A 21108-nucleotide genomic window follows, 5' to 3' on the forward strand; every position below is an offset into this window, starting at 1 on the left:
ACGCTGCCACATTCACCGCAACGGGCGATCGGCTGCGCAACCCCGACCAGCTCCGCCGCTCGCCCGTTGCTCCACCCACGCCAATCGGCGTAAAACCCACTCGGACTCTAAACGCCGCTGGATGAAACTTCAGTGGCAGGTCAGACGCTAAGGCGTATAGACGAGGCAGGCATGCCCGCCTATCTCGAAAACTCGAATCCGAGAAATGCGCCGCTGTGTGAGCGCGGCGGCTTTGTGGCTCAGAAAAACATTCTGCCCGACGACGTACCGCCTCTGATTTCAATGTTGAGAAAAGCCAGTAGCAACGGGTGGGAACGCGAAGTTAGCAATGGTTACCAAAGTTCCTTGTAATCTGGAAACAGCCTCAGTGTCGCGTCGTAGCGCGCCGGCACAATCCAGGGCAACGCGAACCTGAACATCGCATTCGCCAGTGCGGAAGTATGGCGCACATACAGATCTATGGGATCGAGTCGGTGTCTCATATGCAGCTTTGGATCATAGTTTAGGCCGCTACTGCGAAACCATCTGAACCCATTCCCGATCCCCCAACTGATCATGTCCCGAACGACGTAGTGATAGAGATGCAGGTCGAGTGCAACGGCGTAGTCGAAGCCCACATACTCCGCGTACAACGAATCTCCTTGCACCATGCAAAGGCTGAAAGCTACCAGCGCGTTTCCGCGACGCCACGCGAAGAACCGGACCTTATCGCTCATTCTTTGGCCGACTTGGCGAAAAAAGTCCTTCGTTAGCTTCTCGAACTGCATCCTTGAGCGCCCCAGCACCTGCAGATAGAGCGGATAAATCTCATCAACGAAACTCGTCGCATCGTCAGTGACACTCATGCGAATGTCAGATATGCCGGCTGTCGCCGCGAGCTTCTTGCGCAATTTCCTTCGCGACGAGCTCTTCAGCGCCTTTGCCATGTACGCATCAAAGCTGTCATACCCTATGTCGAGCACGGTCATCGGCATGCTCGGCGCACGTGCGAAACCGCATTGCACGAAGCAGTGAAGTATTTTGCGATAGCGAGAGGGAAATTCCTTCAGGACGACCAGTTGCGCGTTGAGCAAACTCGCTTGCGCAATGATGCCGTTCGACAAGGTTTCCGCTACGATGTCGACAGGTAGATTTTCAGTGGCTGCGAGGTGAGCCTCCCCGGCGGAACAACCAACCATCAACGTGCGCAGCTTAAGGAAGCGCGGATAGAAGCGTCGGATGCACGAAATCCAATGAAATCGTTCAGCGCCAAGCCCTTCGAGAATATCTTGATCTACAAGAAAGAACGGCTGGACCGCTCGTATATGGCCCTTATTATCAACGATCGCAAAATATCGGTAATCGAAGTCATCCCGGAGAGTATCGTCCAGAATCTCGTAATACCGATAGTCTTTTCGTTGGTCGGCGAAAGTAGCCATCCAGGGCGCGCATCCAGATAGTTCGGCACGCGACACAACGGAAATCGAAAATGTCTCGCGGTGCGTGCTGGGAACGCCCGGGCGAATAGCGCTCATATTTCCACTCCGCGGGGCTCCGGTGAAATTCACAACTCGACGCGATGCTGACTATTTCCTCGGCAGCCGCGGGAAACGTCGACGCTGAACCAAGATCATGGCGAGACTGTTGGTTTCGCAGACCTCGCTCAGGTCTCATTTCGGGCGCAGTGTCGACGTGATTTCCGACCGCGAATATTGCGGCTTGCGGACCCAAGGCGGTCGTCCAGAAACGCGGCTATTGCTCGCCCGTGCTCATGAAATTTTTTTGCGTCCTTTCATGAGGACGAAGCAGTTCCTGCCGGATCTTCGGGCGGCTTGACGTTGCCGTTGCCCGACGTGCCAGCACGAAACTGCAAGACGGCACGTGCGCTTGGATGGGCTAAAGCGGACGTTCGTGGCGCCCGATTTATGATGGATCGGGCGTCAGCGCGCTGGTGATTGCTGGTAGCGAGCGCAAACGCCCGCGAGCGATCGCACCTACCTGCAGAACTCGGCGGGGCGTGACGGACGGTTGTCTTTGCCACGCACACGCCATCCACTCGTGGTCTACCCGGACTGCGGGCGATCGCGACTGGCGTGACCGGGCCGTCCAGTTGCGGAATCGAAGCAAGCGTTCGAACTCGCGCTGATGTTGCGACCAACACCGTGAATCCAGCCAATCCGCAATCAACGCGCTTCACGTCACCTGCTCCTTCCCCACCGGTGGTGAGCTGGCTGAGGTTGGTCTTGCCGATCGGAATGGTGTAATTTCCGTTGGAGCAGACGGCGCGTTGAGAATCGCGCACGCGCATCGCCGGCAAAGGGCCGGCGATCAGAACCCCGGCATTTCCGCTTGCTGCATGATCACCCTCTTTCCGCGGCGTCAGACCGCAACGAAAGAACACGTCCCAGTCATGAGTCGCCTAAGCCCGCCAATACCCGAGCACACGGAATAGATGCCACTGGTGCCGGCAATTGAAAATTACCGACCGGCGCGAGCCGAGCCGCGAAGGTTTCCGAGGGCAGCCTCGGCTCAATTGCTTTTGCGCGCTATGCGATTCCGGCAATCACGGCGTCACGCACACTCGATCGCCGCGCCGTAACGAGGCGAACGCCATAAGCCTCTGGCCCGCTCATGTGGACGGCTCTCGCCGGCGAGGAAGCTGCACGTCAGGTTGCGTGGACGGTGCCACGCGGCGCGCCAACCGAATCTGCATAGTCGCGCGTCATGCAAGGAGTGTCAGACGCTTCTCAGACATCATCACCTTCAATCACATTGCGCAGATACAGGCACAAGCTGCCGAAAGCGCATAGCGCACCCAGAACGTTTCGACCAATTTCGCCGCGCAGGCGTCCGGCGGGATTGTCCGAACCATCATCACCCTGCTTGGATCGGCAAAGGCAATAACGGTCGGTGGGTGGAACGGGGAAGGCTGTGGCCCGAGCTTCGGCAGCCGACATTGAGGGAAGCAACCATGAGCATTCACAGAGTAGTCTGGGGCGCTCTTGCCGCGTTGTGTACTGCCACAACGATGGCATGTGTCCCTGCCTCCGCCGAGCAGGGACAGAAGCCCAACATCCTCTTCATCATGGGCGACGATATCGGATGGATGCAGCCGAGCATCTACCACCGCGGCCTGATGGTCGGCGAGACGCCGAATATCGACCGCATCGGCAATGAAGGCGCGCTCTTCGTGGACTATGTCGCCATGCAGAGCTGCACCTCCGGCCGCAATGCCTTCTTCACCGGCATGTATCCGCTGCGCACCGGCATGATTCCGCCTCAACTCCCGGGCAGCCCGTCCTATCTGCGGCCCGGCACCCCGGCGCTGGCCCAGTTCCTGCTTGACCTCGGCTACACCACAGGCGAGTTCGGCAAGAACCATCTCGGCGATCACACCGAAGCCCTGCCAACGGCACACGGGTTCCAGGAATACTGGGGCTATCTCTATCACCTCGACGCGATGCAGCAGGTCAGCTTCCCTGACATCAACAAGACCCCGCTCCAGCAGACCGTCGCACCGCCTTGCAAGAACACGCCGATCCCCGGCGTAGCCGAAGTACCCGGCGCGGTGGATCCCAAGACGGCGGTGTGTCTCACGCCTCCACGCAACATCCTGGCGTGCAAGTCCCCGGACGGTACCGGCAAGAACCAGGCGTGCAGTGACGAGGGGCCGCTGACGCTGGACCGTTCAAGGACGGTTGACGAGGAGATCTCGGAAAAGGTCATCAGCTTCCTCGACCGCAACGACCCGAAGAAGACCAATAAGCCCTTCTTCGTCTGGTACAACCCCGCACGCATGCACATCACGACCGTGCTGCCGCCGAAATACGAGGCCATGATTGGCGAGCGCGGCGGCAAGGATTGGGGCCTCAATGAAGCTGGCATGAAGCAACTCGACGATAACATCGGCCTCGTCCTCAAGAAGCTCGACGATATGGGCCAGGCCGACAACACCATCGTCGTGTTCACGACCGACAACGGCGCCGAGGCGATCTCCTTCCCGGACGGCGGCGTGACGCCGTTCAAGGGCCAGAAGGGCGAGTCTTGGGAAGGCGGCTACCGCGCTCCGATGCTCATCAAGTGGCCGGGCGTCATCAAGCCGGGAACGGTGAAGAAAGAGCTGTTCGCCGCCCTCGACTGGGTGCCCACACTAGTTGACGTCGCCGGCGGCCCCAAGGGCGACGAACTGAAGCAGCAGATCGAGGCGGGCCGGTATCCCGGCATCGTCAAGACCACACTCGACGGCTTCGACCAGCGCGACTATCTCGAAGGCAAGTCGGAGCAATCGGCGCGGAACCACTTCTTCTATTTCTCGGGCGCGACGCCGTCCGCGGTGCGCTACAAGAACTGGAAGATGTACTACACCATGTCGCAGCCCGGGCCGGCCGGCTGGATCATGCCGCTCGTCCCCTTCCACTTCACGCTTGTCCAGAACATCAAGCGTGATCCGTTCGAGCAGAACGTCGGCATCGACCAGAAATCGGCCGTGTCCCTGGGCGGCTCGCTCGGCAGTCCGTCCACCGCCTTCCTGTATGACTGGAACATGCTGCCGATCGGCCAGCAGTTGTGGGCGCAGCACTTGGCGAGCTACGAAAAGTTCCCGCCGCTGCAGGCACCAGAGAGCTACAATCTCAGCCAGGTTCTGGAGGAGGTCAAGAAGGCCAACGCCTCCTCCGCGAGCGAGTAGCTTCGTGACGCGGCCGTGATGTGACCAGACGGGCGCTCCCAAGGGGGCGTCCGCACGTGACGGCGGAGCGCTGCATCCACTTCCAATCCCTCGAAAGACCATCACCTGCCCCATGCGCTTGGGTCAGTGAATGCAAGGAGTTGCTCATGTCCATCATGAAGCGAACTGGTTCTTTGATCCTCGCCCTGCTGCTCTGCGGAGCAGCACCGGCGCTGGCCCAGACAGCACCTTCGACGCCGGAGCACGTACCGCTCCAGAAGACGATCGGCCAGCCCGGCCCGGATATCGTGCCGTCGTTGATCGCCATCAACGCCAATGGCGCCAGCCTGCAGAACGGCAAGCTGACACTCAACGGCGTCGCGCCCAACACGATCGTGTTCGCGGACCGCCCGGTGCGAGCGGCAGGGCATACGCTGACGGCGCATTTGCTGGAGGAATGGTCCCCCAGCAATGAAAGCGATGAGAGCTTCACCAAGGATCCGCCGAACGCTACCATCTCCGTGTTCAACGACGACGGATCGAAAATCCGCGATGCCGTCGTGACACTGAAGACGGCGAAGCTCGAGGGCGACAATCTGACCTTCGATGTAGACGTGCTCGAGGGCGAGCTCACGGGCGGCAGCGGGCGGGCGGCCCTGTTCATCGATCGCTTCGGCTTCGGTGGCTTCCACGCCGGGGGCTTCCATGCGGGAGGTTTCCGTTCCGGCGGCTTCCGCGGTGGAGATTTCGGACGAGTCGGGACCGTCGGTGTCGGTCGCGTCGGCGTCGCTCACGTCGGTGCTGTCGGCGTCGGCTATCATCCCTACATCGCGCACGGCGCCTGGTATCGCGGAGCTCCCTACGCGGCTGCCGCGGTCGGTGGTGCCGCGCTGGGTGCGGCGGCAGGCGCCGCGGCGGCGTCCCCCCATGGGGCCTGCGGCTACTATCACTACCCGCCTTGCTACTGAGCTGCCTGGCCTCGTTATTGCCATCCGTCAATGAACAAAGGGAGTGCGTGATGAACAGAGCTCCGATTGCATTGGCATTCTCCGCCGCCCTGATTGTCATGACCGGCACGTCCGCAGCGCTGGCGCAAAATAGCGTCGCGCGAGTATGCGCCGCCGACGTCAAGGCGCAATGCAGCGGCGTCGAGTCCGGCGAGGGCCGGATCAAGGCGTGCATCAAGTCGCATTTCAAGGACCTATCCGCCCCGTGTCAGGCCGTGCTGCTCAAAGCCGCGGCGATCGGCAAGGCCTGCGCGGCCGACGTCAAGCAGGATTGCGCGGGCATCAAGCCCGGCAAGGGCCGCATCGAGGCCTGCATGCAATCGCACATCGCAGATGTGAGCGAGCCCTGCAAGGACGCGATGTCGCAAGCTGCCGCCGGCAGGAGCTGATGCTTTTACCGACGGAACGCGCGATTGCGCACGCGATAGGAACTCTTGCCGGTTGGCATAGCGTCTCGGTTCCCCCGCCAGACAGTTTCGCTCTGAGCACCGCCGAGGGAGCTGCCGAGCCCCGATCTGGAGGAGCCGATCATGAACTCGCTGAAGAGAGTGTTGCTCGTTCTGCTGACATCGCTCGCTTCCATGGATGGTCGCACCCGCATCGGCGCAGCAACCGCAAAAGCCCAACATCCTCGTCATCATGGGCGACGATATCGGCTACTGGAATATCAGCGTCTACAATCGCGGTCAGATGGGCTATCGCACGCCGAACATCGATCGCATCGCCAACGAGGGCGCGATCTTCACAGATTATTATGGTCAGCAATCCTGCACAGCGGGCCGCGCCGCCTTCATCACCGGACAGTCACCGCTGCGCACCGGGCTGTTGAAGGTGGGGCTGCCGGCAGCGAAGGAGGGATTGTCGGAAAAGGACCCGACCATTGCCGAGCTGCTCAAGCCACAGGGCTATGCGACCGGACAATTCGGCAAGAACCACCTCGGCGACCGCAACGAGTTCTTGCCGACGGTGCACGGCTTCGATGTGTTCTTCGGCAATCTCTATCACTTGAACGCCGAGGAGGAACCGGAAAATCCCGACTATCCGAAGAGCCCGAAGTTCAGGGCGCAATTCGGCCCGCGCGGTGTGGTCAAATGCGTCGCGACAGCAACAGACACGCCGGGTGACGATCCCCGCTTCGGCCCATGGGGGAAGCAGAAATGCGAAGACACCGGGCCGCTGACCCAGAAGCGCATGGAAACGATCGATGAGGAGTTTTTGCGGGCTACGATCGACTTTGTCGACGGCGCGGTGCGCGATCGCAAGCCGTTCTTCGTGTGGTTCAACTCGACGCGGATGCACATCTGGACTCACCTCAAACCCACGTCGCAAGGCAAGACCGGGCTCGGCATTTACCCGGACGGCATGGTCGAGCATGACGAACAGGTCGGCGAACTCTTGAAGAAGCTCGACGATCTCGGTATCGCCAACAACACCATTGTGATCTACACCACCGACGACGGCGCCGAGACGTTCTCCTAGCCCGACGGCGGCACCACCACCTTCCGGGGCGAGAAGAACACCAATTGGGAAGGCAGCTACCGCGTGCCTGCGATTGTGCGCTGGCCCGGCCCGGTGCCGCCGCACACCGAGGTCAATGATATCTTCTCCGCCGAGGATTGGGCGGCCACGCTCGTGCCAGCTGCGGGCGAGCCAAACATCAAGGAGAAGCTGTTGCAGGGCTACGATGCCGCTGGCAAGAATTTCCGGGTCCACCTCGACGGCTATGACCAGCGCGATCTGCTGGCTGGCAAAGGTTCGGACAAGCGGCGCGAGTTCTTCTACTGGACCGACGACGGCAATCTCGCGGGCTTGCGGTACCTGCAGTGGAAGGCGGTATTCCTGGAGCAGCGGGCGGAGGGGATGAACGTCTGTGCCAAACCGCTGGCGCAGCTGCGCCTGCCCGGAATTTTCAACCTTCGCTCCGACCCGTTCGAGCGAGCGCAGCACGAATCCGGCGACTACGTGCGCTGGTTCGTCGACCACGCCTTTCTCCTTGTGCCGGCGCAGGCGATTGTGGCGGAGCACATCGCAAGCTTCCGCGAATTTCCACCGCGCCAGCGGCCCGGCAGCTTCTCGGTCGAGCAAGCAATGGAGAAGCTGCGGCTCCCGCCGTCGACGAACTAGGAGACGACCACGGATGATTGACGCGTGCGGAAGGCAAATCGCCGGTCGTCCGACCTGAGCACAACGAAGAGTACACACCTAGATGTGAGCCGTCGCGCGTCGATCACGACCCACGTCAGCCGGAACTGCATAGCGTGCTCATCGTGGCCCCGCCAACCTCGGCGGATGCAAGGCATCTTGAGCCGGACCGTTCCGGTCACCGCATATTGAGCAACGGCTTGGTGCGAGTTCTGCTGGTGCACCTCTTGTGAACGATGGCAGATCGCGCCGCCTTGGCTGATGCAAGAGCCGATGCCCGCAATCAAAAGGAGGCATGTCATGCGCAACAAGAGATTGGCGATTCTAAGTGGTCTTGCGATGCTCGCATCAATACTGGCGCTGACTCCAGAGCCTGCCGGAGCGAGAGGAGGCTTCGGCGGCGGCGGGTTCCATGGCGGCGGCTTCGGCGGCGGATTTCATGGCGGAGGCTTCGGCGGCGGGGGCTTTGCGGGGCGAGGTTTCGCAGCGGGCGGATTTAGGGGCGCCGGCTTCGCGGGAAGCCGCGCCATGGCTTTTGGTGGTCCTGGCTTTCGCAGCGTCGGAGTGGTCGGGCGACCTGGTTGGGGCGGTGCCGCATGGCGTGGTGCGGCATGGCGCGGCGGCTGGGCGGGAGCGGGCTGGCGCCGTGGCTGGGGCGGATGGGGATGGGGCTGGCCGGTTGCGGCTGGGCTCGCCGCTGGTGCCATCGCTGCGAGTACCTGGGACTATCCGTATGCGGATGACGGGTGTGTGTTCTGGAACGGCTTCACTTGGGTGAACGGCTGCTATCAATCCTATGGCTGGTGGTGAAAACATAGAGCGTTTGCTATTCGCCTAAGGGCGGCAAGAGATGAAGCTTCTGAGGGGACTCCTCGCGGCAGCGTTGTTGCTGGCGGGTATCGGGGCAATCGAGGCAGCAGTTCGGATTGCGAATGACTGGGGAGGACGGATTGGCAGCTACTTAGACGGTTATTAGGAACTGGGTGCTTCCGGCCAAGCGGTGGTAATCGACGGTCTTTGCGCGTCGGCTTGGACCATCGTGCTGGCCATCATCCCGCGCCACAAAATATGCGTGACTTCCAAGGCCAGCCTCGCCTTCCACGCTGCCTGGGATTTCGGCGCACACCGACGGATCACGAACTTTGAAGCAACTCGGATGCTGTTTACGATGTATCCCGTACAGGTGCAGCGCTGCATCGCTCGTCGCGGCGGATTGACTCCACGAACAATCATCCTGCGAGGCAAGCGGCTGCAGGCGATGTATCGCTCCTGCTAACGCAATCCGATCCTTTCAACGAGTGCCAACAATCGGGCGATGCCATAAGCCGGTTGGGCGAGCGCCCCTATGCGGGCAAGACCGATGATCTGCGCAACACAAGTGCGGTGCGTGAGTATCGGTCTTGTCCCTAACCCATCTCGGAAATTGAGCCGGGGGGTAAGCAAACTACCGGCAACGGAATCGACGCAAAGATCGAAACTTGCGCCGATATAACGACCGAAAGGCGATCTAGCCGATCGCAATCGACCTGGTCATTTGCTCTTCCCCACCGTAACGGATTGATCGACCAGCGACTGGTTACTGATCGACGTGCAGACTCGTTGAACAGGCTGAGAATCTCCCGAAAAGGTAATTTTCTGCACGTATGGCTTGTCTATCGCAACTGTAATCTTCTTCCCGTCATCGGAGACCCGGAACAGCCTGCTTTCTCCCTCGATGGAGAATTGCTTGCCAGCATTCGGTCCGGCGTTCAGCATACCCTGAAAGGTGCCGGGCTTGACGGCCATACGATATGCGTGATCACCCTCGGGCGTGTAAGTGAACGAGTAAGAGACTGTGCCCGCACTTACTGCCGCTCCATAAGGATTGGGCGGCGGGACAATGGTCACGAACGTCTGCCTCGCCTCACCAGTCCCATCGCCATTGTAGATGACCTGACCTTCGGTGGTGAGCTGACTGAGGTTGGTCTCGCCGATTGGGATCGTGTAATTTCCATTGCTGTCTTGCTTGAACCCGGCCGGTGCGACCAGGCACACCTGAGCACCTACAAGCGAGTAAGTACCCTTGAGATTGTCAGCCGCCGCCGCTGCACCCGCCGCTGTGGATGCAATGACAATTGTCGACCAAAATAGCGAAACACGCATGGACTTTCTCCTGAGCTTTGAAAGCCCCCCATAAAGTCAATGCCTTCCGGCAAGCTTGTTTTTGTTGTCGCACTTAGCGGAAACTGGCGCGTAGAGCTTACTGGAGGTCGCGCACCTCGGCTATGCAACTTCGGCCAACAGCGCCGCTCCTACGGTGGGGCGATCGCTGCGCGGCCATGCAACTTCGGCAAAACCAACGGTCCGAAGACAAATGCTGATCGCAGCGTCGATCTTTAGGTTGGTTCAAATGCTCCTCAACGTTCTGAGAGATCAGCTGGATACCGACGATGAGAAAGGAGCCCTTTCTCTTGCTTCCGCTGTATGCGCCGGAGGACGCGTTCCGGTCAAAGGCATTTAGGATGCCCGATCTAGAGCTGGTGCAATAGGCGGAGTGTCGCCGAGCAAAGCTACTTTGGCCGAGCGATGCCGGCATCCTCTTGCCGAATGCCGCTCCCGGTAGCCCAGCTCAGTTATTCGCGTCGGCTCGGGCGCGCCGAATGACCTGATGATCCTCGTTACTGAGCTACACCGGACCGGAGCTCGAAGTCGCTGGGCAATCCATCGCGAGTCGTGACCTGTCGAGATGTCAGGTTTGCCTCAGCCGATTTCGGCAACGCCGACCCTGACATCGCATGACAACGCGCGCTTGAAGATGACCTGCCATTTCAGCCGAAATCGCATAGTGCGGGGAGACGATCCTTGGCCTAATCTTCGAAGACGCCCTAGCGGCAAATCATGATGTGCCGGGGATCCGTTCCTTCCCCTTAACTTTACCGCTCGACGCTACCGCTCGACCAAAGGTTCTTTGTCCGCGTCAGCGGTCCGACGCCAGTGGATGACCAGGATTACCAGGCACCATTCAAGTTCACCGGCACGATCAACAAACTAACGATCACGCTCGATCGGCCAAAGCTGACGCCGGAAGAACAGAACCACTGTCGGATGCGTATCGCACCGTGCAGGACGCGGTCTGACCGGCACGTCACCTCCGGCTGAGGCTATTACAAACTTCGGCCGATGTAGTTTTCGAAGGGAGGAGTTTTATGAAAGCGAAGTCGCTCCTGCCTGGAATTTTTGCATTCGTGCTCGTGACCGCTGCGCCGGCCGCGGCCCAGCAGGCGATGCGGTGACGCGAGGGTGCATCGGCGTTTGCCTTGTCGAACGTGTAGGCGAGGCTCACGCCCCCGATCGGCTTTTGCGCGATGCGCGTCGACCATGAAGGGTGCGGGAATGCCAGTCGCTTCCACTAAGGCCACTGGATCCCCCATAGCGACCGGGGACAGCGCTGGGGGGCGGAAATCTTCAGAGCGCTTTGCCTGGTCTTGGCAATATTACTTCCGGCCTCGAGATTCGGCGCGTGGGGTGTAATCCTGATGTGATGGGTCCCGCCCCCCCAGCGGGTACTGCTATTGACCGCGGTAATGCAATTGGCGCCGTCATTTTTAATACCCTACGTCAGCACTTGCGACCCATTGATCTCGATCAAGGTCAACTGCCGGACTTCATCCGAACGTAGCGAGTTCGCAACGTGCGCGCACATCGGACGGTTGCAGGATTGTCGCGCTAGAAGACAAATTCACGAATCGCGGGAGAACTATTCGCAAGATTATCGCGCTGATGCGTTAGCCATTTTGGTGGCGGCACTGCATGGTCGGCATATGATGAAAATCAGCCGCGCCATTCTCTCCGAAGCAGGATCTTTCGTCCTCGCTTGCGCTTCAGCGTTGGCTCACGAGATATGACACCAAGTTACCGTTGCTCTGCGTCCTGTCAAGGGAGGGCCTTGCAATGATTACTCGTCAATCGATTTCTGCCGCGCTAATATTCGCTCTTGCAGACCTTCTCCTGATGAATTGGGCCGCGTTCGCGCAACAGACGCCATCGAGCCCACCTCCCCCCGGCTCCCCCGCTGCAACGATCACGATCCCGGGCGACCAGCTCCCCCCGCCGCCGCAGAAATTCGGCGGCAAGATTGAGCGCGATGCCAAGGGTTCGAAGCCGTATTGGCCCGCACGGGTGGTGCCTCCGAAAGGCGCGCCCAACGTGCTCCTGATCATCACCGATGACGCCGGCTATGGCGTACCAAGCACGTTCGGTGGAGTGATTCCGACGCCGGCGCTCGACCGCATTGCCAACAATGGCCTGCGCTACATCAATTTTCATTCTACCGCGCTGTGTTCGCCGACCCGTGCCGCGTTGATCACCGGACGCAACCACCATTCAGCGGGTTATGGAGTCGTCGCCGAGCAGGCGACGGGCTATCCCGGCTATGACAGCGTCATCACCAAGGACAAGGCAACGATCGGCCGCATCTTGACCGACAATGGCTATCACACCGCATGGTTCGGCAAGAACCACAACACGCCGGAATATCAATCTTCGCAGGCGGGTCCGTTTGACCAGTGGCCGACGGGCATGGGATTCGAATATTTCTATGGCTTCATGGGAGGGGACACCAGCCAGTGGGACCCCGGCAATCTCGTTCGCAACACCACGCCGATCTATCCTTTCGTCGGAAATCCGAAATGGAATTTGATGACCGCGATGGCGGACGAGGCGATCGACTATGTGAACCGGATGAACGCCTTGTCGCCTGACACGCCATTCTTCGTCAAGTTCGCGCCCGGCGCGACCCATGCTCCTCATCATCCCACCCCGGAGTGGATCAAAAAGATCAGCGATAAGCATCTGTTCGATCAGGGCTGGAACGAACTGCGCAAGCAGATATTTGCTAACCAGCAGCGGCTTGGGGTGATCCCGCAAACCGCAAGACTGACGCCTTGGCCAGACGATCTGATCAAGAGCTGGGACAAGCTTTCCGACGACGAGAAGAAGCTCTTCATCCGCCAAGCGGACGTCTTCGCCGCCTATGTCGCTTACGCCGACGACGAGATTGGGCGCGTCATTCAGGCGATCGATGATCTGGGCAGGCTCGAAAACACCTTGGTCATCTACATTGAAGGTGATAACGGCACCAGTGCCGAAGGTACCTTGATCGGCACGCCGAATGAAATCGCGATGTTCAATGGCGCCAATCCAACCGTCGAGCAGCAACTGAAATACTTCTACGACATCTGGGGCAGCGAGAAGACCTACAACCATATGTCGGTCGGCTGGGCCTGGGCCTTTGACACGCCCTTCTCCTGGACCAAACAGATCGTATCTCATTTCGGTGGAACGCGCCAGGGCATGGCGATTTCTTGGCCGGCCGTCATTAAGGACAAGGGCGGCATCCGCAATCAGTTCCACCACGTCATCGACGTCGTGCCGACGATTCTAGAGGCCGCTCACATCCAACAGCCCAAGATCGTGGATGGCATCCCGCAGAAGCCGATCGAAGGCGTCAGCATGCTCTATACCTTCGATAAGAAGAACGAGGGTGCGCCGAGCACCCATGTCACTCAGTATTTCGAGATGATGGGCGACCGTGCGATCTATCACGATGGGTGGATCGCCAGTACCAAGGTGATGCGCGTGCCATGGGACAACAAGACCCCGACGGCTAACGTGCTCGACTATCCCTGGGAGCTCTACGATCTCCACAATGACTGGACCCAGTACGAGGACGTCGCGGCCAAAAATCCGGACAAGCTGAAGGAGCTACAGGCTATGTTCTGGCAGGAGGCCGAGAAATATCAGGTAGAGCCACTGGATTCCTCGTTCGTGACGCGGGCCATCACGCCGCGGCCAAGCCTGAGTGCGGGCCGCACGGAGTTCAGTTGGATCCGACCGATGACGAGCGTACCCAACGGCGACGCGCCCAGCATCCTGAACACGTCGTACACCTTCAAAGCGGAGATCGAGGTGCCACAGGACGGCGCTGAGGGCATGTTGATCACCCAAGGTGGTCGCTTCGGCGGATACGGGTTGTATCTGCTCAAGAGCAAGCCGGTCTTCCTCTGGAATCTGGTTGACCTGAAACGCATCCGCTGGGAGGGACCAGAACTTGCTCCTGGAACGCACGTGGTGGAATTCGATTTCCGCTATGACGGTTTGGGACCGGGAACGCTGGCCTTTGGCAATTACAGCGGTATCGGCCAGGGCGGCACCGGCGTGTTGAAAGTTGATGGTAATGAGGTCGCCACGCAGAAAATGGAGCACACCCTGCCTTTCATTCTGCAGTTCGATGAAAGCATGGACATCGGCTCCGACACCGGCTCGCCGGTCAGCGATGACTACCAAATCCCGTTCGCGTTCACCGGAAAGCTCGACCGGATCGCGTTGACAATTGACCGGCCGAAGCTCAGTCCGGCGGACATCAAGCGCCTTGAAGAAACCGCTCGGGCAGCTGGCGACGGTCCCTCGGTGCAAACCGCCGCATCCAACGCTCAGACCGTTGGTCAAGCCCGGGTGTCCGGCAGCGATACTGGGATTGGAGTGGCGCGAAAGATCGAGGTGCAAATGGACAAGCTCGAGACCTGCCGCAAACAAGCCCTTACCCAGAATCTCGGACTTGCCGAGCGAGCGGCCTTCGTGCGTGGCTGCATGCAGTAGCTGGTCACTGCAGGGGCGCAGACGCCGTCCGTAGCTGCGCTACGCCTCGCGACCTTAACCGCCTCCAAGACAGAGCGGAGGACTTTGCCGAATTTGCATAGTCGGACGGGGGTACGCCGTTAGGCTGCGCGCGGCCCGGCCCGTGCATACGCCGCGGACCGGGCCGGCGCGGAGGTTTGAGTGACTCATTGGCGTAGAATGGCGTTGAGGCCGGACGTTAGTCGTAAAGGGGCTAAGCGCATGATCTCGGTCAGGCTGCCGTTTTGGCTCCGTATCGTCGTACTTGTCGCCGCCCTCTGCATAGTCGCCGGCGCAGGTCTTTTCACCTATCGATACTTTACGCATCCAACGACACTCACTGTCGCCGCAGGATCGCTCGACGGTGAAGCGGTGCACGCGATGTCGGCCATCGCGAGCCGGTTGACAGAGACAAATGCGCCGGTTCGGCTCAAGGTCATCGATACCGGCAATGTCGTGGACGCGACCAAGGCATTTTCGGCCGGCAACGTAGACCTGGCTGTCGTCCGGGGTGACGTTGGCGACCTATCGCAGGCCCGAGCCGTGGCGATCGTGGCGCATGCCGTGGTGCTGATTACCGCGCCTCCGGGTTCATCGATCGACAGTGTGACTGGGCTGAAAGGCCATACAGTCGGTGTGATGGGTGGTGAGCTGAACCGGAACGTCGTTGCCGCCTTGACACAAGAGTACAATCTCGATCCCGCCAAGGTCTCTTTCAAGGACGTCGCGCCCGCGGATGCCGGGAAGGCTCTCAAGAACAAGGAGGTCGGCGCACTTCTGGTCGCAATTCCCTTGACTGAAAAATACTTGGCGCTCTTTCGCTCTCTCGTGCAGCCAAATGCGAAGGCCACGCCAGTGTTGGTTCCGATCGAATCAGCCGGCGCGATTGCCCAGACACATGGGGCGTATGAAAGCTTCGACGTGCCAAAAGGCACGTTACGCGGATCGCCTCCGGTTCCCGAGGATGATCTCACGACGCTCCGGGTATCGTTTTATCTGGTCGCGCAGAAGAAGCTCGACTCCGATCTGATCGCGAGCTTGACTCAATCATTCATGAATGCGCGCAGAGATCTTCACGAGCTTCCGATCCTTGCGCAGGTCACGGCCGCAAGCACCGACCAGGACTCCTACATTCCCGTGCACCCCGGTGCGGCCGCGTTCTATAACGGGAATGTGCAGAGCTTCATGGACAAGTACAGCAATGCAATCTACCTGACACCGATGATACTTGGAGCGCTTGCCACAGTCGCAGCCGCCGCGTGGAAATTCCTCGGTTTAGGCAAGGAAAACAAAGAGGGCGTACTCGATTCTCTCTATTCGCTGGCCCGCCAGGCAAGGAATGCCGACAGTGAGGCTGCACTGTCAGATATCGAAGAGGAAATCGATAGCATTCTCAAAGCGCAACTCGCAAAAACCGCTGCAGGCGACGAAGATGCGATCGATGCGGGCACCCTGAATCTGGCTGCTCATCGCCTCGACAACCTGATTCACTATCGCCGTTCGGCGCTTGCAATGAGGCAGACACGTGTACCCGCGGCTTGAGAATTGTCTCTCATCAAGGAGCCGTGGTGCGTCCGCAACGCGGGAGTTTGGAAACGTGGATAATTTGGTTGCGCTCGCGCCCTCACTCAATCAATTGTCCAGCATCATCGGCAGCGTTGCGGCGCCGGCATTTCTCCTGGGCGCAGTTGCAGCGTTCATCTCTGTTTTGCTTTCGCGCATGAATCGCGTCATCGATCGCTCGCAGTATCTTCACAAAATTCCAGATTCCGATGAGACATCTTACCTCAAGGCGGACATTCCGCGCTTGAAGCGTCGGGCCGCGCTCCTGAACAGATCGGTGCTCTATGCCACCATCGCCGCCATATTAACGGCTCTGCTGATTATCATGGCATTCGTCAGCGCGATGCTTCACCTGGCACACGAATACGGCGTTGCGGTCTTCTTCATTGTCGCCCTTACGTTTTTCCTGCTATCGCTCGTCGATCTCGCCCGCGAGACGCGAATTGGACTCAGTGATTTTGACCATCACGCATAGCGGATCGGTTAGGACTGAACGACTTCGGAACTACGAATTTTTGTTGGGGGATCCGATGGATATGCAATTCCGGCAGATGATCAAAGCGCTTTGTCTGTTCTTTGCTATTCTATTCCCAGGCACATGTTCGTCCCTGGAGATTCGGCGTGTAGCCGCTTGCTCGGGTGTTGTCTTGCGGATGCGCGGCGACATCAAGGAAGGTGACTACTCGCGGTTCAGGTCTCACTTCAAGAGAAACGAGTCGATCGTCGGCCTCGATCTGAGTTCAGATGGCGGAGATCTCGAGGAAGGACTCCTGATCGCAGACCTCGTCCATCGCAGGAGGCTTGCCGTCTATGTTGCTGGCGAGTGCGATTCTGCGTGTGCCTTCGTTTTCTTCGCAGCAACGAGCCGCCATTTTGGGAAACAGTCGAAACTGGGTGTCCATGCGGTTTCCGATCATAGAGACATCGAGGACCGCGGGTCCATGATCCTGACCGTTAAGCTAGCGAGGGTCTGGGCAAAGTTCGGGGTCCCCAATGCCGTGATCGGCAAGATGGTCACGACGCGGGCAAAGGCGATCTCCTATTTGGACCAAGCCGATCTATCGGCTCTCGATGCGTCTGCAGGAGACCCCTTTGAGTACAAGCCAGAAAAGTCAACTGAGTCCGGAGGGCAACCGCAAAAGAGCTGCTCCTCGGGGCCGGCCAGACAGGCCCTCAAGTAGTCGACGACTGCGAAAGCTATCGCTTACGACATGACGGCAACTTTTTGCGACTTCTGATCGATCTCGGGGTGTAAGGCGACTCCAGACGGTCGCGGACTGCGCCGCGAGGCACCGCAATGTTTCCGAGGGTGGCTCCCCGAACAGCGCGGGCGCCCGCTATTATGCAAATTCGGCAAGCGGCGCAATCGCATGCCAGCTCCCCTACGCAATATGCCGACTTTGCATAGTCGACCCGGCCAACGGATCGGCAATATAACGCGCGCTGACTGCGTGGGACACACCAGAGAGGCTTTGGCGTCATCTTGGGCGCATGGAACGCGAGGCTGCCGGGCAGGTCCGGGGGGGCTGGACTGCTCGACATCAGGCATTTCTGTCGGCGATTCCTGACAGGACTCGCCGCGTGGCTCGCTTTGTCGTTTAGCATACCTCTTTTCGTGCCCGTCGCCCGCGCGCTTGACCAGGTATCGCTGCAGCTCAAGTGGAAACACCAGTTTCAATTTTCCGGCTACTACGCCGCCTTAGAAAAGGGATTCTATCGTGAAGCTGGGCTTGACGTCGACGTTCGCGAGGGCGGCCCCGATGTAGATGCGATGAAGACGGTCGAGGAGGGCAAGGCTGACTTCGGCGTGTGCACCACAAGCGCTTTGCTCGAAAAGCCCGATGCCCCGCCGCTCGTGATCCTTGGCGTGATCTTTCAGCATTCTCCAGCCGTCATCCTGGTGCCGCACCGCGCCGGCATCCACGCGGTCTCTGAACTCAAGGGGCACCCCCTGATGGACGCCCCCGGCAGCGACGATGTCGCCGCGATGTTGAAGCATGAGGGGCTCGACTATGCGGCCCTCACCCGCGTCACCCATTCCGGCGATCCGCGCGACCTGCTTAGCGGCGAGGCGGATGCTATGGTGGCCTATAGCACCAACGAGCCTTACGCGCTCGAAAAGCTTGGTACGCCCTACCTGATGTTTGCGCCACGCGCCTACGGGCTCGACTTTTACGGCGATAATTTGTGCACGTCGAAACGGCAGTTGGTCGAACATCCCGCGCGCATTCGCGCGTTTCGCGCCGCAAGCCTGAAAGGATGGGAATATGCCCTCGCTCACAAGGAGGAGATCGTCGACCTGATCCGGCGCAAGTACTCGATGCGGAAAAGCCGAGATGCGCTGTTGTTCGAAGCGGCTCGAACGGAACCGCTGATCCAGCCACATCTCACCCCGATCGGACATCAGAGCAGTGCGCACTGGACAGCCATCGCCGGCGCCTATGTCGACCTCGGCATGTTGACCGAGGCGAAGCTGCCGGAAGGGTTTCTCTACAACGCCGACACCGGAGAATGGCCGACGCGGCCGCAAGCGCCGCTGTTGTGGGGGCTGCTCGCCACAATCCTTGCGTCGGCGCTAGGCTGGATTCTCTATCGCAACACCCGTGCGCGCGGCGCGATGCATCTGAGCGCGGTTATGTCAGGGCTATTCGTCCTTCTCAGCATTCCCGTGCTGATCTTCATCCTCGTGTACAACTATCGGCAGAACGCTGCCGCAATCAATGCGACCCTGGTCGAGGCGGTGGCAAAGACCAAGCAGGCCAGCATCGAGGACGCGGAGAACCTGGTCAATCCGGTCGCGGCGACGCTCGAATTGCTCGCGGCCGTGGCTGCGGAGGACCCGGACGTCTTTCGAAAGGAAGAGAGTCGGGATTTGCTCTATCGCGCACTCACATCGGCGCCGCAGATCGACGCAGCATATGTCAGCCTCGAAGACGGCTTTCATCGGGTCGTGACGCGCATCGACGACGACCGCAGGCGCTCCGATCCGAAGATTCCGCCGTCGGCAAACTGGCATTCCAGCTATATCGACAGCTTTTCTGGTTCGCCCCGGCGGGTTCGGCATCGCACGTTCTTCGACATATGGCCGCATGTGGTCGGCAGATACGATGTTGAGCAGATCACGGACGTCAGGACACTGCGGGGGTATCAGGCTGCAAAGGGCGCGCGTGCCCTCATCGTCGAGGAGCCGTCGCTCAATCCGGATACCGGATATCCGGTCATCTCCGTTCGGTTTCCGATCATCAAGGACGGCGCGTTCATCGGCTGCACCTCCGCCAATATTACACTCGACGTGCTGTCGCGGTTTCTCACTAGCCACCGCGCCAGCCCTCATAGCACGACGGTCATTGCCAATCCGACCAAAGGCACCATCATCGCTTATCCCGACCCCAAAAAAAGCGTGCGATCGGAGAACGGCCGGCTCGAATTCACCAGGCTTGACACCATCGCCGATGACAATGTGCGCGAGGCCTACCGGCTGCAGAGCGAGACCGGCAACGACGATTTCCTCTTCCGCTCACCGCAGAACGGGGCGGAGATCAGCGCATCTTTCACCCGCTATCCCGGCAGCTTTGGTCAACCCTGGGATATCATTATCTTGACACCGACCGACGACTTTGTTGGCACCCTCGAGCGGACGAACCGGCAGATGATCGTGCTGATCGCCATTCTGACGAGTATGGAGCTGCTGTTGATCTACGTATTCGCGCGGCGACTGTCGCGACCGATCGAAAACATATCGCGGGAATTGCGATCAGTCGAGGATCTGACATTTGCGCACGCGTCGCCACCCTCGTCGAAAATCCGGGAGATCAAGGAACTGCAGGCAGCGCTGTCGCTGTTCGAGACCTCGCTGCGTTCGTTCTCCTCGTTCGTCCCTTTGGATGTGGTTCGCGAACTCATCAAATCCGGTGCGCCGCTGACACTCGGTGCCGAACAGCGTTTCATGACGGTGCTGTTTGCGGATCTGCAGGATTTTTCCAGCCTCGCCGAACAGATGGCGCCAAATGCACTTCTCGCTCAATTGTCGATCTATTTTGAGACCGTCTCGCAGGCGATCGCGGAAGAGCACGGCACAGTCGACAAGTTCATCGGCGACGGCATCATGGCATTCTGGGGCGCGCCGGCCCCTCGCGATGACCACGTGGTGCGCGCCTGTTGCGGTGCGCTCAAAGCCGCACGGCGAATGCAACAGCTCAACGCGGAATGGGGCGCCGAGGGTCGGCCTCCGTTGCGCTTACGCATCGGGCTGCATTGCGCGAACGTGCTGGTCGGCAACGTCGGCTCGAGCGCGCGGTTAAGCTACACGGTGATGGGCGACGGGGTGAACGTCGCTGCACGTCTCGAAGGTTTGAACAAGACATTCGGTACGACGATCTGCATCAGTGATAGCGTGTTCAACGCCGTGGCATCGAGGGTGCTGGCGCGGCCGTTGCGGCGCGTTCATGTCAAGGGCCGGAAGCAAAGGTTGCTGGCTTATGAATTGCTCGGGATGACCGACAGCGGTGACGCGGAAATCGAAGCTCGATCGTCGGACCAAAGGCTGTGCCAAACGACTTTGGAAGCGTCGGAGTATTTCGAACGGGGAGAGCTCCGGGAGGCGGCTCGTCGCTACGAGAAGATTCTGGAAGAATTCCCAAACGACTCGGTTGCGAAGTCGATGCTTGAGGCCGCGTCGCCAAGCATTGTGCCTTCCGCGACGATCGGCGCCGGTAGAGCCGTCGGCGAATGAAGCTGCCGCCGATCGGCGCGCGATTTGGGCTACGGCCCTTGTATTGCGTAGCATTCCTTCGACGTCGACGTAGCAACAGCGACGATATTTCTATCAACCTAGACCTTTAATCTCGCAGCTAGCGCGAGGCCTCATTGCGCCTCTGCAAAGGCAGCCAACGGGGCGTTTGAATTTTTGCACTACGTTCGTCGCGCTCGCAAGCACGCCATCGGCACAGCATGGGAGGCACCATCTTCAAGCACCAAGCTACCTGCAAGAGGCCGCGACCTTGATCGATTTCGGAAAGCTTATCTCTGAGGGTATCGGAGAGGCAGAGTTGTTAGTCCACGGTCCTTGCCAAGCCGCGCCAGGGCCAATAGCTGTGG

At 59.7% G+C, this 21108-nt stretch carries 11 protein-coding genes and 2 pseudogenes; 11 read left to right on the forward strand and 2 right to left on the reverse strand.

What is annotated here, in order from left to right; genetic code table 11:
* Positions 1-332 precede the first annotated feature (332 nt).
* Entirely contained in the window at positions 333-1514 is a 1182-nt protein-coding gene (locus ACQR1W_RS36395) for a GNAT family N-acetyltransferase (RefSeq protein ID WP_434855285.1), read from the reverse strand.
* Positions 1515-3007: 1493 nt separating this feature from the next.
* Here ACQR1W_RS36395 and ACQR1W_RS36400 point away from each other — a divergent pair.
* The 6 genes and pseudogenes from ACQR1W_RS36400 to ACQR1W_RS36425 all read left to right on the forward strand — a co-directional run bounded on the left by ACQR1W_RS36400 (position 3008) and on the right by ACQR1W_RS36425 (position 9070).
* Positions 3008-4666, forward strand: a complete 1659-nt coding sequence (locus tag ACQR1W_RS36400; RefSeq protein ID WP_434855433.1) for an arylsulfatase — start codon at positions 3008-3010, stop codon at positions 4664-4666.
* A gap of 146 nt (positions 4667-4812) precedes the next feature.
* Positions 4813-5613 (forward strand): hypothetical protein, encoded by an 801-nt coding sequence (locus tag ACQR1W_RS36405; protein WP_434855286.1) that lies wholly within the window; start codon positions 4813-4815, stop codon positions 5611-5613.
* A gap of 50 nt (positions 5614-5663) precedes the next feature.
* Positions 5664-6041, forward strand: a complete 378-nt coding sequence (locus tag ACQR1W_RS36410; RefSeq protein ID WP_434855287.1) for a hypothetical protein — start codon at positions 5664-5666, stop codon at positions 6039-6041.
* 165 nt (positions 6042-6206) lie between these two features.
* A pseudogene (locus ACQR1W_RS36415) lies at positions 6207-7776 on the forward strand (arylsulfatase); the annotation flags it as partial.
* A 318-nt stretch (positions 7777-8094) separates the two neighbouring features.
* Positions 8095-8604 carry a hypothetical protein gene (locus ACQR1W_RS36420; RefSeq protein WP_434855288.1) on the forward strand — a complete coding sequence of 170 codons (510 nt, stop codon included), beginning with the start codon at positions 8095-8097 and terminating at the stop codon, positions 8602-8604.
* 40 nt (positions 8605-8644) lie between these two features.
* Positions 8645-9070, forward strand: a pseudogene (locus ACQR1W_RS36425) (hypothetical protein).
* 254 nt (positions 9071-9324) lie between these two features.
* On the opposite strand, the gene ACQR1W_RS36430 reads toward ACQR1W_RS36425, so the two are convergent.
* Positions 9325-9936 carry a hypothetical protein gene (locus ACQR1W_RS36430; protein WP_434855289.1) on the reverse strand — a complete coding sequence of 204 codons (612 nt, stop codon included), beginning with the start codon at positions 9934-9936 and terminating at the stop codon, positions 9325-9327.
* Between the two features lie 1848 nt (positions 9937-11784).
* Here ACQR1W_RS36430 and ACQR1W_RS36435 point away from each other — a divergent pair.
* The 5 genes from ACQR1W_RS36435 to ACQR1W_RS36455 all read left to right on the forward strand — a co-directional run bounded on the left by ACQR1W_RS36435 (position 11785) and on the right by ACQR1W_RS36455 (position 20743).
* Positions 11785-14430 carry an arylsulfatase gene (locus tag ACQR1W_RS36435; RefSeq protein ID WP_434855434.1) on the forward strand — a complete coding sequence of 882 codons (2646 nt, stop codon included), beginning with the start codon at positions 11785-11787 and terminating at the stop codon, positions 14428-14430.
* Between the two features lie 240 nt (positions 14431-14670).
* A complete protein-coding gene (locus tag ACQR1W_RS36440; RefSeq protein ID WP_434855290.1) occupies positions 14671-15990 on the forward strand; it encodes a TAXI family TRAP transporter solute-binding subunit in 1320 nt (439 codons plus the stop codon).
* A 55-nt stretch (positions 15991-16045) separates the two neighbouring features.
* Entirely contained in the window at positions 16046-16486 is a 441-nt protein-coding gene (locus ACQR1W_RS36445; protein WP_434855291.1) for a DUF2721 domain-containing protein, read from the forward strand.
* 55 nt (positions 16487-16541) lie between these two features.
* Positions 16542-17192 carry a hypothetical protein gene (locus tag ACQR1W_RS36450; RefSeq protein WP_434855292.1) on the forward strand — a complete coding sequence of 217 codons (651 nt, stop codon included), beginning with the start codon at positions 16542-16544 and terminating at the stop codon, positions 17190-17192.
* Between the two features lie 434 nt (positions 17193-17626).
* The gene (locus ACQR1W_RS36455; RefSeq protein ID WP_434855293.1) at positions 17627-20743 is read left to right on the forward strand and encodes an ABC transporter substrate-binding protein; all 3117 of its coding nucleotides are present in this window, start codon (positions 17627-17629) and stop codon (positions 20741-20743) included.
* Positions 20744-21108: the final 365 nt, after the last annotated feature.

It is taken from the genome of Bradyrhizobium sp. HKCCYLS1011 (assembly GCF_051167795.1).
Taxonomy (GTDB): Bacteria; Pseudomonadota; Alphaproteobacteria; order Rhizobiales; family Xanthobacteraceae; genus Bradyrhizobium.